Raw genomic sequence first — 12,954 nt, 5'->3', positions numbered from 1 at the left:
TATGTATATAAATTTATATAGCGATCCTATTTTTTATGCGAGGAATGTCAAGGTAAGTGTTATAGATTTGTTAAATAGATCACAAAATGATCAATAAAAAGGAAAAGCAGCCAATATGGCGGCTGCTTTTATTGGTGAAATTAGAATGTATATTTGATATTGGCGAAATATACACGCCCTTCTTCTGGCATACCATAAGTGTAGTAATAGTTTTTATCAAAGAGATTATTCACGCCAGCATCAATAACGAAATTTGATGTAGCTTGGTAAGTGAATTTCATATTTGTAACACCAAATCCAGCGACTTGAATTGTATTAGCCGAGATTTTTTTATTTGGTATACGGTCTTTGGTATAACGTCCTGTTTCTGCCTCTTGACTGAGATAGAAGGAGACATTCGGCAGGATTTTCCAATCGGCATAAGCGAATACTTTATGTTTTGGAATATCATGAACAATGTAGTGGCGATTTGTTCGGTTTTTAGCACGCAAATACGTATAGTTGACACCGATGGTTAATTCATCTGTGACAAAGGCAGTCATCGCTAATTCAAGTCCTTTACGTACTTCTTTACCGTAGTTTTGATTTTGAGATAATCCATTTTGTCGTTTGACTTCATTAATACTGTCGTGAATATCGGCATAGAATAAAGCACCTTCTAAGCGCAACCAATCATTAACAGTCCGTAAGTAACTGAGTTCATAGTGGTACGCGGTTTCAGGTTTAAGGAATGGATTCGGATCCACCGTGCCAAATTTTCTCGAGTAACGCTCTTTCATTGTCGGTAAATGTGTTTTTTTCGCAAAACTGAGCGCGAGTTCATCGTTACGATCAAAATTATGCGCTAACTTAATTTGATAATTAAACGCGTGTTGATTTCCTACCTCAAATGGATTGACTGATTTTGGCGCATCTTTCTTTTTGGATTTGGCATCAAATTTTTCAGCTTGTGTAGCTTGGCGGTAGTCGTAGCTTATCCCTGTGATGAGGCGTGTATTTGGCGTCATTGTATAGGTATGCTCTAATCCCAAGCTATATGTACGATCTTGTATACGAGTTGTTGGATCGTCATTATCATGTTCTCGGTGAACATCGACTTTGTATAACGTTGCAAGTTTCAAACGGTGTTGGTCATTTAGATCGGCACCGAATTCAAGACCCGCACCGTAGGAATAGTCACGATAGTAGCTGATGTCTGATTGGGTAAACGTGCGATCTGTAAATAACTCGAGATCATTATTAAAAGTGTCATAGAAGACTTTACTGTTGATATAAAACTGGTAAGGCGTAAATTGTGTGTGTGATAAGAAATAAATACTGTCTTTATTCCAGGCATTCCAACGCCAAAAACGATCCGCACTTTTGTGTTCTCCCGCATAAAAAGGTTGTTCTTTTTTGGCTTTTTGTGTGCTTAACACAAGGGCATATTCATCTGTTTGAGTTGGAGTATAAGCTAATTTTAGGCTTAATTTTTTATCTCGTTGTACCGATTCCTCTGCACGTCCGCCATCTTCAATACTCGAACCACGTTGTTGATAATGACGCGAAAGTTGTAGCCCTTGTCGTTCGACGAAGCTTCCGCTGACTTGTGCATAAAATTGCTCTTGTTTGGTTCCTAAATTGAAATACGTTTGATTGGTCGTCGTATCTGCATCACGCCCTTTTTGGATACCGTATCCGAGTACCCCTTCAATTTCTTTGACAGGTTTACGGCTAATTAAGTTAACTGCACCGCCCATTGTATTGGGACCATACAAGACAGAGCTTGAACCTTTAGAAATGTCAATGCGTGATAAATCAAAGGTTGTGAAACGCCCTAAATCCATATTGCCATCATAAGGCACATAAACAGGAATACCGTCAATATAGACAGGGACACGACGAGCATCAAAACCACGAACAAGAATATTTTGTTCATTACGTGGACCAATTCGTTCAAATGTCACTCCAGGCGTCATTTTGGCAATTTTAGCCACATGAGTGACGTGATTGCGCGTTAATTCTTCTTGCTCAATTCGAGTCGTCGACAAATCACCACTGGTGTCGGCAATCACTTCAATCTGACCTAACTCAAAGACCTGAGCATAACTTGCAGTACAAGCGAGAGCAATCGCTGTACAAAGACATGTTTTTTTCATCATTGGATCCTTATTGTTGAGAAGAAAATTTAAGCCGCATCGCAATATCAATAAAAAGGAAAATCTTTTCATCGTTATTATTGCAGGCTTGACGTAAAGTTTGTTGTGTATCCGTGATAGAGAGCCGTCCTTCACGTAATGCATGAAGTAGTGCGGTTTCAGAAAGGTGCAATTCTTCAATGACTTTCTGAACAGTGACAGATTCAAAGGTGTGAATGAGTCGCTCTAAAGTGCAGTAACTTGGGTAGCGGTTTTGGGTTACCAAGTCAAAGAACTGAGTGTTAACCTTTTTCAGTTTACTGCGCCGATTAAACAAGTGTAATAACGCGGCACTGATAAACAGTAAGGCAAAGAGGAGATGAAGTGGCAGTGCCAGTGAAAAATGGATACCTAAATATAAGCTAAGTCCTGATAGTAGTAGCAGAGGTAAGCTGATAACCAGGATTGTAATTAACAGGAATTTATAGATCACACTGAATTTTTCTATCATCTTTCTCACCATTTTGGTTAAATTTTATTAGGATTATAGGGGATCATTATATAAAAATAAATATAACGATTGATAAATTCAATGTGAGTGCGAGTGAAATCTAACTTGTTTGAACAGAGAAGAATAAAAAAGCAGACCCATGAGCCTGCTTATTAAGTCAATCGTGCGGGTGATATTTACAGATCACCATCTGTTAAAAAACCACCGCTTTGATGTGCCCATAGTTTGGCATATAAACCATTTTGTTGCAGCAGTTCGTGGTGTGTGCCTTGTTCTACAATCTGCCCTTTGTCGAGAACGATTAAGCGATCCATAGCCGCAATAGTCGACAAGCGGTGCGCAATAGCAATGACGGTTTTATTTTCCATCATTTTATCAAGACTTTGTTGAATCGCAGCTTCCACTTCAGAGTCTAAGGCGCTGGTTGCCTCATCTAGCAAGAGAATAGGGGCATCTTTTAGCATTACTCGGGCTATTGCAATACGTTGCCGTTGTCCACCTGATAATTTTACGCCACGTTCACCTACATGGGCGTCATAGCCAGTTCGTCCTTTGGCATCTATGAGCTGTGGAATAAATTGTGCGGCTTCTGCTCGTTGAGCAGCATAGTGCATTTCTTCTTCTGTTGCATTTGGGCGACCATACACAATATTTTCTCGTACAGAACGATGCAATAGTGAGGTGTCTTGTGTGACTAACCCAATTTGGCTGCGTAAGCTTTCCTGCTGAACATCACAAATATGTTGACCATCAATGGTGATGGTACCCTGTTGTGCTTCGTAAAAGCGGAGGAGTAAGTTCACAATCGTGGATTTTCCTGCTCCTGAACGCCCAATTAAACCCACTTTTTCACCTGGTTTGATAACTAAATTAAAATCTTGCAAGAGCGGTTTATCTGGGCTATACGAAAAATGAACATGATGGAATCGGATTTCACCTTGTTGAATGTGGATAGGTTGAGCACCTGGTTTATCGATGATCGTATGTGGTTTAGTTAAGGTTTCCATTCCATCATTTACGGTCCCGATATTTTCAAATAAGCGAGCCGATTCCCACATAATCCAATGTGATAATCCATTTACACGTAGTGCCATCGCGACGGCGGTAGCAATGGCGCCGACACCGACGCTGCCTTGCTGCCATAATAAGATACCTAATATGGCGGTGCCTAATGTTAAGCTAATATTGGCAGCATAAGTGAGCACATCTAAGGTCGTGCCTAAGCGCATTTGTGCATGCACCGTCAGCATAAACTCTTCCATTGAACGTTTAGCGTAAGCGGCCTCTCTTGCACCATGAGAAAATAATTTGACGGTAGTGATATTGGAATACGCATCAGTAATACGCCCAGTCATCAGTGATCGGGCATCTGCCTGACGTTCAGCGGTTTTAGCAAGCTTTGGGATGATGAGACGTAAAATCGTGAAAAATACAATTAACCACAGAATAAAGGGGAAGAGTAGCCAACTATCTAAGGTCGCTAAAACAATGCCAGAGGTGATAAAGTACACGGATACATAAACAACCATGTCAGCAAGCGTCAGCACGGTGTCACGTACAGCCAATGCCGTTTGCATCACTTTCGCTGAAACGCGACCTGCAAATTCATCTTGATAAAAACTTAAACTTTGTCCGAGCATTAAACGGTGAAAATTCCACCGCAAACGCATTGGAAAGACCCCCTGCAACGTTTGCAGGCGTACAGCAGATGTCACAAACGCCCATAGGATACTGAAGAGCAAAAGTGCCGCCATTCCAATCAGTAAATGACCTTTATGTTGCCAAAGTGTCGCTGGAGAATAGACGGTGAGCCAATCAACTAAAATGCCCATAAAACGAAAGACAATCCCTTCGACAATCCCAATACCAATATTTAAAAATGCAAGTAAGAGTATCCAGCCTTTCATTCCCGTTAAACTTGACCAGATGAAACGAACAAGACCTTTTTTCGGGGTATCAGGAGTTTCTGGTGGATAAGGGGTTAATCGATTTTCAAACCACGAATAAATTTTATCAAACATATTTATCTCTTAGTCAGTGAAAGCAAACTGCATCGACTGTTTGTTTACAGCATGACGGATTAAAAGAGTTTCAGGGCTTTCATTTGGGCGACCACATCCTCGACCTGAATTTCTGCCATGAGATTTTTACCGCTTAGTTTCGTTGCCCAAGGGAGTGCATGAGATGGTTTCCCAAACTCTTTCTGCACATTGATCTCGTAGACTGAAACCACATTATTTAAGTTGTTGTATGGTCCTGTTCTAAGGGGATTATGGTAAGCATATAAGCCGATAATTTGCGTGCCTTGTACTGTGGCTAAATGCGCTGGTCCCGAGTCTGGAGAAATCACTAAATCAACTTGTTTAATCAAGGCAGCCAGTTGTTTCAAATTGGTTTTCCCAGACAGATCTGTGGGCTGAAAGTCACATTGTGCGATGATTTTTTGAATCATGTCCATTTCACGTTTGGCGGGTGAGGCACACAAAATGACATGCACATTGTGTTGGTGTGCAATATTCGCAATAGCAGCATACCGCTCTACTAACCAATCTTTTTCTGCTTTACTTGAACAGGGAGAAATCAGGAGGTTTTTGCGTGTTGGGTCAATATAACGTTGTACTTGTTGATGGTCCTTTTCACTGATTTCCAGTGTCCATTGTGGTGGCGTGATAGGGACACCGAGATATGCTACAAACACCATAAAACCGTCTAATACATGGGGTGAATCAGGATCAGTAATGTGACGGTTAGTGAAAAATTGTTGTCCTTCTCTTGCACGTTTTTTACCAAAGCCAATTTTATACGTTGCTTTAATCCCTAATGAGATGAGAGACGCGCGGAGTGCGGTTTGCATATTGAGCAGCGCATCAAACTGGCGATCTTTGAGTTGTTTCCAGAGTGCACATACTCCTTTCCATCCCGTTTTTTTATCGTAAACCACGAGCTCGACATTGGCGATTCCTGCTAAGAGTTGTGCTTCTGTTTTGCCAACAATCCAGGTAATGTGGGTATTTGGCCAGTGACGTTGGATTTGCTGTACTGCAGCAAGCGCATGGCAAACATCACCAATGGCAGACAAACGTAGGATACAAAGAGAATGAGGGGGAGCGCTAAAAAGTGCCATAAACTGTCCATGCAAATATCTAGTGTGAATTTTAACTATTTTAAAGTAGAATGGGGCTATTCGCTATCTCTGATTTAGAATGCTCACCATATGCTTGAATTTAAAAATAAAAATACTTTTTTTCTGTTTGATTTTAAACAACCTAAGACAGATCAAGAACATTTTTTTCATGCGTATTTTTGGAAAAAACAAGACCGAGTGATTGGGTCGGCAAAAGGACGTGGGACGACATGGTTTTTAAAAACCGATGACTTATTTGGCGTCAATACCGCATTACGTCATTATTACCGCGGTGGATTGTGGGGGAAAATTAACCGTGATCGATATCGCTTTTCCACCCTTTCTACTGCAAGGAGTTTTGCCGAATTTAATTTATTAAAACAATTACACCAAGCGGGATTGGCGGTGCCTAGGCCTATTGGTGCTCGCGTTGAAAAAACCGCATTTGGTTGTTATCGTGCAGACTTGTTAACCGAAAAGATCGAAAATGCAGAGGATTTGACCGCATATTTACAGCATTCCACATTATCCAGCCAGCAGTGGCAGGCGGTGGGGAAACTGATTCGACAACTCCATGATTTACAAGTGTGTCACAGCGATTTAAATGCACACAATATTCTTGTTCAATATCTTGATGACTCAGCGAAGTTCTGGTTATTAGATTTTGATAAAAGTTATCATCAGTTAGGCGAAAGTTGGAAACAAGAAAACTTACAGCGTTTGCACCGCTCTTTTATGAAAGAAGTCGTTCGCATGAACATTCAATTCACAGAACAAAATTGGCAAGATGTATTACAGGGCTATCATGCAGATGTCGAAAGGGCATCCTAGTTGCCCTTTTTTATTGTGAATGGTCATTTCTTCAATTGTTGTAATGCTTCGAAAACAACGGTAGGTACCAGCTTACTCACATCACCATGGTGCAGGTGAATCTCACGGATCATAGTAGAGGATACGTACGACCAGCGTTCAGAAGGTGGAAAAAAGAGACTTTCCACGCCATCCGTCAATAACCGATTCAAGTGCGCGAGCTGTAATTCATAATCAAAATCACTGGCACTTCGTACTCCACGAATAATTGCCGTAATATTGCGTTCTTTCACCACATCTGCCAGTAGATCCAAGAACCCCACCACTTCCACATTAGGCAAATGCGCTACTGCCTGTTTGACTAACTGGACACGTGTGTCTAAATCAAATAAGGGTTTCTTATTAGGATTGGAGGCGACAGCAACTAATACTGCTGGAAATAAACGCGCGGTGCGTTGAATGATATCGAGGTGACCATTCGTAATCGGATCAAATGTGCCAGGATAAATAACAGTGATCATCATGCTTTACTTAAATAAGGGGCGAGTAAGTCTAACAAGCGTTGTAACGCGCCCCGATTTTCAATCAGGACTTCATAACCTGCGTTACCATAACGCTCACGTAATTCGGGTGAATCTAAAAATTTTTCTACCGCACTTGTCAGTGCTTTTGTGTTTTCATTGACTTCTAATACTCCCTGTACTTGTAGCAGTTTAGTAAACACTTCAGGGAAATTGAACGTGTACTTACCGCTAATGACTGGGCGTTTGAATGCTAGGGGTTCAAGTGGATTGTGTCCACCATGTTTTACTAAACTGCCACCGACAAAGGCAATATCCGAGATGCCATAGAGTAGCATCAATTCCCCCATGGTGTCGCCCAACACGATTTGTGTATGGGGCGCGGGCGCAATGTAGGCACTGCGGCGAACATAATGAAAACGATGTTTTTCGATGAGATCCGCCACGGAATTAAAACGCTCGGGATGACGAGGAACAAGAATGAGCAACAGAGCAGGATATTTATTCAGCAACACGCGATGGCTTGCTAAAATGATCTCTTCTTCCCCTTCGTGTGTACTTGCCGCGATCCACACTGGTCTTTGATGTCCCCATGCAGTTTTTAGTGCATCGATTTTTTCTAACAAGCCATCATTCGTATTTAAGTCATATTTGATATTACCCGTCAGTGTTAAGCGCTGTTTGTCATAACCGAGTTGTAAATAACGTTCACCGCTCACATTATCTTGTGCAGCGATAAGGCTGATGTCATTAAAAACAGGACGTAGCGACTTTTTAAACCAACCGTAACGTGTTGCAGAGCGCTCCGATAAACGTGCATTCGCAATAATGAAAGGGATACCACGTTTTTTAAGTTGTGCAATTAAGTTAGGCCAAATTTCTGTTTCAATCACAATACAGGCTTTGGGCTGCACAAAACGAATAAAGCGATTGACGGCATCTGGCAAATCATAAGGTAAATAAACGTGAGAGACGGTTACACCAAACGCGGCTTTCACGCGATCTGAACCTGTTGGCGTGACTGTGGTGACGGTAATCGGTAATTCAGGATAATCAAGTTGGATCCGTTTAATGAGGGGAGTCGCCGCAATGACCTCGCCTACCGATGCAGCATGTATCACAATACCATGCGCTTGAGGCGGGGTAAGGTCACCATAAAATCCATACCGCTCATTGAGTCGTTTACGATAATTAGGGGCTTTGATACTCCGCCCAACCATAAACAACACGACAATAGGTTGAATAAGATACAATAAAAGAGTGTAGAAAAAACGCAACATAGAATAAATATGGGGTTATGTTAAAATAGCTTATACATTGTTTAGTATAAACGTTTGCACTCAATACATAAAGGATAAAAAGTATGCCAACACTTAGCGTTGCGATGATCGTCAAAAATGAATCAGCACATTTGGCACCCTGTTTAGACACGGTGAAAGGGTGGGTAGATGAAATTGTCATTTTAGACTCAGGAAGTACAGATAATACTCAAGAGATCGCGTTACAGTATGGGGCTAAATTTTATCAGAATACCGATTGGCAAGGTTTCGGTAGACAACGTCAATTAGCACAACAGTATGTCACCAGTGATTATGTACTTTGGTTAGATGCGGATGAGCGTGTTACGCCTAAGTTACGTGAGGCAATTCAACTGGCAGTGAAACAAAATAAAGACAATGTCGTCTATAAAATTCCGCGTTTAAGTGAAGTATTTGGGCGCAAAATTCGTCATTCTGGTTGGTATCCCGATTTTGTGTTGCGTTTATATCCAACAAAACTGACACAATACAATGATGAACCTGTACATGAAAAAGTGTGCCTACCTGCTCATGCTGTCGTAGAAAAGCTGACAGGTGATTTAGAACATTATACCTATCAGGATATGCATCATTATCTGGTTAAATCCGCAGGGTATGCAAAGGCATGGGCAGAAAAGCGAGAGAAAGCGGGTAAAAAAGGCAGCTTATTTTCCGCATTGACTCATGCCATCGGCTGTTTCACTAAAATGTATATTATTAAAGCAGGTTTCCTCGACGGAAAACAAGGGCTACTGCTCGCTATCCTTTCTGCACACTCCACCTTTGTTAAATACGCAGATCTATGGGTGCGCACGGAGACAAAATAGCTAATCTTGATTGAAAAAGTACAACGTGAATGTTGTACTTTTTTTATGCGACATTCTTCACAAAAAAGACGTTTAGTGAGTCTCAGAAAGAGAGAAATGGTTTATTTTTTTCATTATAGCGAATAATATATAGCGAATTTCAAACCCAAAAGGAGTGGCTATGTTGACTAAAATTGTGAAAAAATCGACCGCACTTTTCGTGCTTTCTTTATTCGCGGGGGCAGTGAGCGCGCAGGCGGATACGTTGATTGCGGGGAAATACGGTGAAGTTGCGCCGCAAAATGTGCAAAAAGTATTGAGTGCCGGTAAGGTGGCGGATGTTCTGTTATTGTCTTTAGCACCAGAAAAATTATTAGGGGTATCGAGTGAGTTACCGAAAAAAAGTGCGCCTTATTTGTCTGATCAGGTGAAAGCATTAGAAGTGACGGGACGTTTAGCTGGTCGTGGCTCAACGGCACCGTTAGAAAAATTAGTGGCGATGAAGCCAGATATTATCGTGGACGTAGGTAGCGTCAGTAAAAGTTATTTGGCGACTGCGGAGCGTGTGAATCAACAAACGCAACTGCCTTTTGTGTTGGTGGACGGTAAATTCCCACAAACAGCGGAGCAAATTCGTACGGTTGCGAAATTAATTGGTAGTGATGAAAAAGGCGAGAAATTAGCCAATTATGCGGATAACGTGCTGAAACTCACTCATAATCTGGCAAAAAATGATAAACAGCCTGTGACTGTGTATTTTGGTCGTGGTGCTGATGGTTTAGAAACGGGTTTAGCGGGCTCCATTCACGCCGAAGTGTTGGATTGGGTGGGGGTAAAAAATGTTGCAGATATCGCGGGTGACAAGAAAATTGTGCGTGTTTCAATGGAGCAACTTTTACAATGGCAGCCGAGCATTATTCTTACCCACGATAAAAACTTCTATGAAGTGTTGAAAACGTCTGATGTGTGGAAACAACTAAGTGCGGTGAAAAATAATCAATTTTATTTAGTGCCAGCAGAACCATTCGGTTGGTTAGATCAGCCACCGAGTGTCAACCGTTTATTAGGTGCAGTTTGGTTAGCGCATACTTTGGCAGTAGATAAAGTAGATGCAATGCAATATGCGACATTAATTAAAGAATATTTTGAGCTGTTCTATGGTCATAAATTAAGTGACAAAGAACAAGCAAAATTGGGTATCAAATAATCAACAATGAAATCCCACTTCCGTTTATGGTTACCGCCTGTTTTGTTGGTGGGGGTAGCCATATCTGCTTGCCTGATTGGGCAATATCACATCGCTTTCCAGGATTTTTGGCAGGCGTTGTTGTTTTTTTCTGCAGATCAGCCGCGCACAGATGTGGAGACGGTCTTGTGGAATATTCGCCTGCCACGTGTTCTGACTGCCATTATTGTCGGTGCAGCGTTATCCGTGGCGGGCGCGACTTATCAAGGGATGTTTAAAAACCCGTTAGTCTCGCCCGATATTTTAGGGGTGACGGCTGGGGCGGGCTTGGGGGCAGTAACGGCAATTTATTTTGGTGGCTCATTATTTACGATTCAAATTGTTGCGTTTTTAGGTGGGCTGTTAGCAGTCTTTTTAGTGTATTTAATTTCACGCACTGCCCCACATCATTCACCCACGTTAGCCCTTGTTTTAGCGGGCATTGCAATCGCCTCGTTATTAAGCGCGGGCATTTCTTTACTCAAAATTTTATCCGATCCTTATAGCCAACTCACTACGATTACCTTTTGGTTAATGGGCGGTTTGAATATGGCAACGTTGCAAGATTTAGCTTTAGTCGCACCGTTAGTATTAGCCAGTTTAGTGCCTTTGATTTTATTGCGTTGGCGTATGAACTTGCTCAGTTTAGATGATGAAGAAGCGGAAACTTTGGGCATCAATACAAAACGCACTCGCTTAATTTTTATTTTAGCCGCCACTTTAATGACATCGGCTGCGGTCTCAATTACAGGGATTATTGGCTGGGTTGGCTTAATTATTCCACATATTGCTCGCTTATGGATTGGCGCTGATTTCCGCCGTTTATTGCCGACAAGTTTATTTATTGGTGCGACATTTTTGGTGCTGACCGATACTATTTCCCGTTCGATTTTCTCTATTGAAGTGCCATTGGGCATTATCACCTCGTTGGTTGGTGCGCCGTTTTTCTTGAGTTTATTAATTCAAGGAGGCAAACGATGAGCTTGATCCAACTGAATAATTTGAGCATTGGCTATAAAAAAACAGTGCTGGCATCCGAGATGAATTTACAGCTAGAAGCGAATCAAATCATCTGCCTATTAGGTGCAAATGGCTGCGGCAAAACCACGTTATTGAAAACTATTCTGGGATTGTTGCCCGTCTTGTCTGGGGAAATTCTGTTACAAAATCGACCACACGTTGAGTGGACGCAAAAACAACTGGCACAATTTATTGGCTATGTGCCGCAAGTCCATCACCTCTTTCATTTTACAGTGCAGGAGGTGGTGTTAACGGGGCGCACTGCACACTTATCTTGGTACAGCACACCGAAAAAATCCGATATCGACATTGCAGAACAATGCTTAGACACATTAGGTATTGCCTATTTAAGCCAGCGCTTTTACCACCAAATTAGTGGAGGCGAACGTCAGCTTGTGTTGATTGCCAGAGCGTTGGCACAACAACCCTCTTTTTTAATTATGGACGAACCGACTTCCAACCTCGATTTTGGGAATCAATTACGTGTGTTAGAAAAAATCGAGCAGTTAAAGCAACGGGGTTTGTCGATTTTAATGACCACCCATCAACCCGAACACAGTATGCAAATTGCAGATCGCGCAATTTTGTTTTATCAGGGTAAAATCATTGCCAATGGCGAACCAAAACAAACGCTGACTGCGAAAAATCTCGCCACCATTTATCAATTAGATGAACAATTATTGCGTAAAAATTTAAGGACAATCTATGAATAAAACAGCAGAAACGCTTTGGGACGTGAATTTCGCCGAATTGTATCGAAATCATTACCAACTTGCCTCAAGAGAGCCAAAAACGGCAAAAGATTGGGATCGTAAAGCAGAGAAAATGCAACAGTCCGAATACGATTTACATAATGAATATGTGAGAGCCTTTGTGAGCCGAATGGATCTAAGTAACGCCGACACTTTATTAGATGTGGGCTGCGGTGGTGGTGCGATTTCCCTTGCCGTTGCATCGCATTTAAAGCAAGTGTACGGGCTCGATTACAGCGAAGGAATGTTATCCGTTTTACAACAGCGTGCACAACATTTAGGGCTGGATAACGTACAGCCGATTCGCAAATCTTGGGAGGATAATTGGGACGATGTGCCTGAATGTGATATTTGCGTATCGTCACGTTCTTCAATGGTGGCGGATTTAGATAAAGCATTGGATAAGCTCAATGCAAAAGCGCGAAAAGCAGTTTATATGACGATGATCGTTGAAAAAGATTTTATCGCCCGTGACATTTTGCAGTATATCGGCAGAGATTCCGTAGGTTTCCCGAATTATATGTATGCACTGAATTTGTTACATCAAAAAGGCTACCACGCCTCGGTGGATTTTATTACTGCCGAATGTAGCCTAACTAAGCCTGAAAAAATCGATGAGCAAAGTTTTATCCAGTCAGTGCAATGGTCGATTGGCGAGTTAACCGAACAAGAAATTGCAAAACTCAAAGACTATTACGCCAAACACCCAAATCTCACCTCCGCACGTGGGGATTTTAAAACTTGGGCGTTTGTGAGTTGGAAAAAATAGC

The 12,954-nt window shown here is 41.7% G+C and carries 12 protein-coding genes; 6 read left to right on the top strand and 6 right to left on the bottom strand.

Annotation, left to right across the window (positions count from 1 at the left end):
• Nucleotides 1-140: 140 nt before the first annotated feature.
• The 4 genes from ACWIT3_RS02535 to ACWIT3_RS02520 all read right to left on the bottom strand — a co-directional run bounded on the left by ACWIT3_RS02535 (nucleotide 141) and on the right by ACWIT3_RS02520 (nucleotide 5,752).
• Nucleotides 141-2,138, bottom strand: coding sequence for a TonB-dependent receptor plug domain-containing protein (locus ACWIT3_RS02535; RefSeq protein WP_457161394.1), 1,998 nt, complete (start codon nucleotides 2,136-2,138; stop codon nucleotides 141-143).
• 10 nt (nucleotides 2,139-2,148) lie between these two features.
• On the bottom strand, nucleotides 2,149-2,628 hold the full coding sequence (locus tag ACWIT3_RS02530) for a hypothetical protein (RefSeq protein WP_457161248.1): 480 nt from the start codon (nucleotides 2,626-2,628) through the stop codon (nucleotides 2,149-2,151).
• Between the two features lie 176 nt (nucleotides 2,629-2,804).
• Entirely contained in the window at nucleotides 2,805-4,649 is a 1,845-nt protein-coding gene (locus tag ACWIT3_RS02525; RefSeq protein ID WP_457161247.1) for an ABC transporter ATP-binding protein, read from the bottom strand.
• A gap of 59 nt (nucleotides 4,650-4,708) precedes the next feature.
• Nucleotides 4,709-5,752, bottom strand: a complete 1,044-nt coding sequence (locus ACWIT3_RS02520; protein ID WP_457161246.1) for a glycosyltransferase family 9 protein — start codon at nucleotides 5,750-5,752, stop codon at nucleotides 4,709-4,711.
• A 90-nt stretch (nucleotides 5,753-5,842) separates the two neighbouring features.
• Here ACWIT3_RS02520 and ACWIT3_RS02515 point away from each other — a divergent pair, with 90 nt between their 5' ends.
• On the top strand, nucleotides 5,843-6,583 hold the full coding sequence (locus ACWIT3_RS02515) for a 3-deoxy-D-manno-octulosonic acid kinase (protein ID WP_457161245.1): 741 nt from the start codon (nucleotides 5,843-5,845) through the stop codon (nucleotides 6,581-6,583).
• 23 nt (nucleotides 6,584-6,606) lie between these two features.
• Here ACWIT3_RS02515 and coaD read toward each other — a convergent pair whose 3' ends face one another.
• Both coaD and waaA read right to left on the bottom strand, forming a co-directional pair.
• Nucleotides 6,607-7,083, bottom strand: coding sequence for a pantetheine-phosphate adenylyltransferase (coaD, locus tag ACWIT3_RS02510; protein WP_457161393.1), 477 nt, complete (start codon nucleotides 7,081-7,083; stop codon nucleotides 6,607-6,609).
• The gene (gene waaA, locus ACWIT3_RS02505) at nucleotides 7,083-8,363 is read right to left on the bottom strand and encodes a lipid IV(A) 3-deoxy-D-manno-octulosonic acid transferase (RefSeq protein WP_457161244.1); all 1,281 of its coding nucleotides are present in this window, start codon (nucleotides 8,361-8,363) and stop codon (nucleotides 7,083-7,085) included. The genes coaD and waaA overlap by 1 nt, the downstream gene beginning before the upstream one ends.
• 83 nt (nucleotides 8,364-8,446) lie before the next feature.
• Here waaA and ACWIT3_RS02500 point away from each other — a divergent pair, with 83 nt between their 5' ends.
• The 5 genes from ACWIT3_RS02500 to ACWIT3_RS02480 all read left to right on the top strand — a co-directional run bounded on the left by ACWIT3_RS02500 (nucleotide 8,447) and on the right by ACWIT3_RS02480 (nucleotide 12,953).
• The gene (locus tag ACWIT3_RS02500; protein ID WP_457161243.1) at nucleotides 8,447-9,208 is read left to right on the top strand and encodes a glycosyltransferase family 2 protein; all 762 of its coding nucleotides are present in this window, start codon (nucleotides 8,447-8,449) and stop codon (nucleotides 9,206-9,208) included.
• Between the two features lie 160 nt (nucleotides 9,209-9,368).
• Nucleotides 9,369-10,394 (top strand): iron ABC transporter substrate-binding protein, encoded by a 1,026-nt coding sequence (locus tag ACWIT3_RS02495; protein ID WP_457161242.1) that lies wholly within the window; start codon nucleotides 9,369-9,371, stop codon nucleotides 10,392-10,394.
• 6 nt (nucleotides 10,395-10,400) lie between these two features.
• On the top strand, nucleotides 10,401-11,393 hold the full coding sequence (locus ACWIT3_RS02490) for a FecCD family ABC transporter permease (RefSeq protein WP_457161241.1): 993 nt from the start codon (nucleotides 10,401-10,403) through the stop codon (nucleotides 11,391-11,393).
• Nucleotides 11,390-12,145, top strand: a complete 756-nt coding sequence (locus ACWIT3_RS02485; RefSeq protein ID WP_457161240.1) for an ABC transporter ATP-binding protein — start codon at nucleotides 11,390-11,392, stop codon at nucleotides 12,143-12,145. Before ACWIT3_RS02490 ends, ACWIT3_RS02485 begins: the two co-directional genes overlap by 4 nt.
• Nucleotides 12,138-12,953, top strand: a complete 816-nt coding sequence (locus ACWIT3_RS02480; RefSeq protein WP_457161239.1) for a class I SAM-dependent methyltransferase — start codon at nucleotides 12,138-12,140, stop codon at nucleotides 12,951-12,953. The genes ACWIT3_RS02485 and ACWIT3_RS02480 overlap by 8 nt, the downstream gene beginning before the upstream one ends.
• Nucleotide 12,954 lies beyond the last annotated feature (1 nt).

This window comes from Pasteurella sp. P03HT, from assembly GCF_054052285.1.
This window is presented reverse-complemented; position numbering and strand designations above follow the sequence as displayed.

What these genes read in the sequence shown, in the direction of transcription:
- ACWIT3_RS02490 (WP_457161241.1), top strand. Translation starts at nt 10,401, where the DNA reads ATGAAATCCCACTTCCGTTTATGGTTACCGCCTGTTTTGTTGGTGGGG.
- ACWIT3_RS02530 (WP_457161248.1), bottom strand. Translation starts at nt 2,628, where the DNA reads ATGATAGAAAAATTCAGTGTGATCTATAAATTCCTGTTAATTACAATC.
- ACWIT3_RS02480 (WP_457161239.1), top strand. Translation starts at nt 12,138, where the DNA reads ATGAATAAAACAGCAGAAACGCTTTGGGACGTGAATTTCGCCGAATTG.
- ACWIT3_RS02495 (WP_457161242.1), top strand. Translation starts at nt 9,369, where the DNA reads ATGTTGACTAAAATTGTGAAAAAATCGACCGCACTTTTCGTGCTTTCT.
- ACWIT3_RS02520 (WP_457161246.1), bottom strand. Translation starts at nt 5,752, where the DNA reads ATGGCACTTTTTAGCGCTCCCCCTCATTCTCTTTGTATCCTACGTTTG.
- ACWIT3_RS02485 (WP_457161240.1), top strand. Translation starts at nt 11,390, where the DNA reads ATGAGCTTGATCCAACTGAATAATTTGAGCATTGGCTATAAAAAAACA.
- ACWIT3_RS02535 (WP_457161394.1), bottom strand. Translation starts at nt 2,138, where the DNA reads ATGAAAAAAACATGTCTTTGTACAGCGATTGCTCTCGCTTGTACTGCA.
- coaD (WP_457161393.1), bottom strand. Translation starts at nt 7,083, where the DNA reads ATGATCACTGTTATTTATCCTGGCACATTTGATCCGATTACGAATGGT.
- ACWIT3_RS02525 (WP_457161247.1), bottom strand. Translation starts at nt 4,649, where the DNA reads ATGTTTGATAAAATTTATTCGTGGTTTGAAAATCGATTAACCCCTTAT.
- ACWIT3_RS02500 (WP_457161243.1), top strand. Translation starts at nt 8,447, where the DNA reads ATGCCAACACTTAGCGTTGCGATGATCGTCAAAAATGAATCAGCACAT.
- waaA (WP_457161244.1), bottom strand. Translation starts at nt 8,363, where the DNA reads ATGTTGCGTTTTTTCTACACTCTTTTATTGTATCTTATTCAACCTATT.
- ACWIT3_RS02515 (WP_457161245.1), top strand. Translation starts at nt 5,843, where the DNA reads ATGCTTGAATTTAAAAATAAAAATACTTTTTTTCTGTTTGATTTTAAA.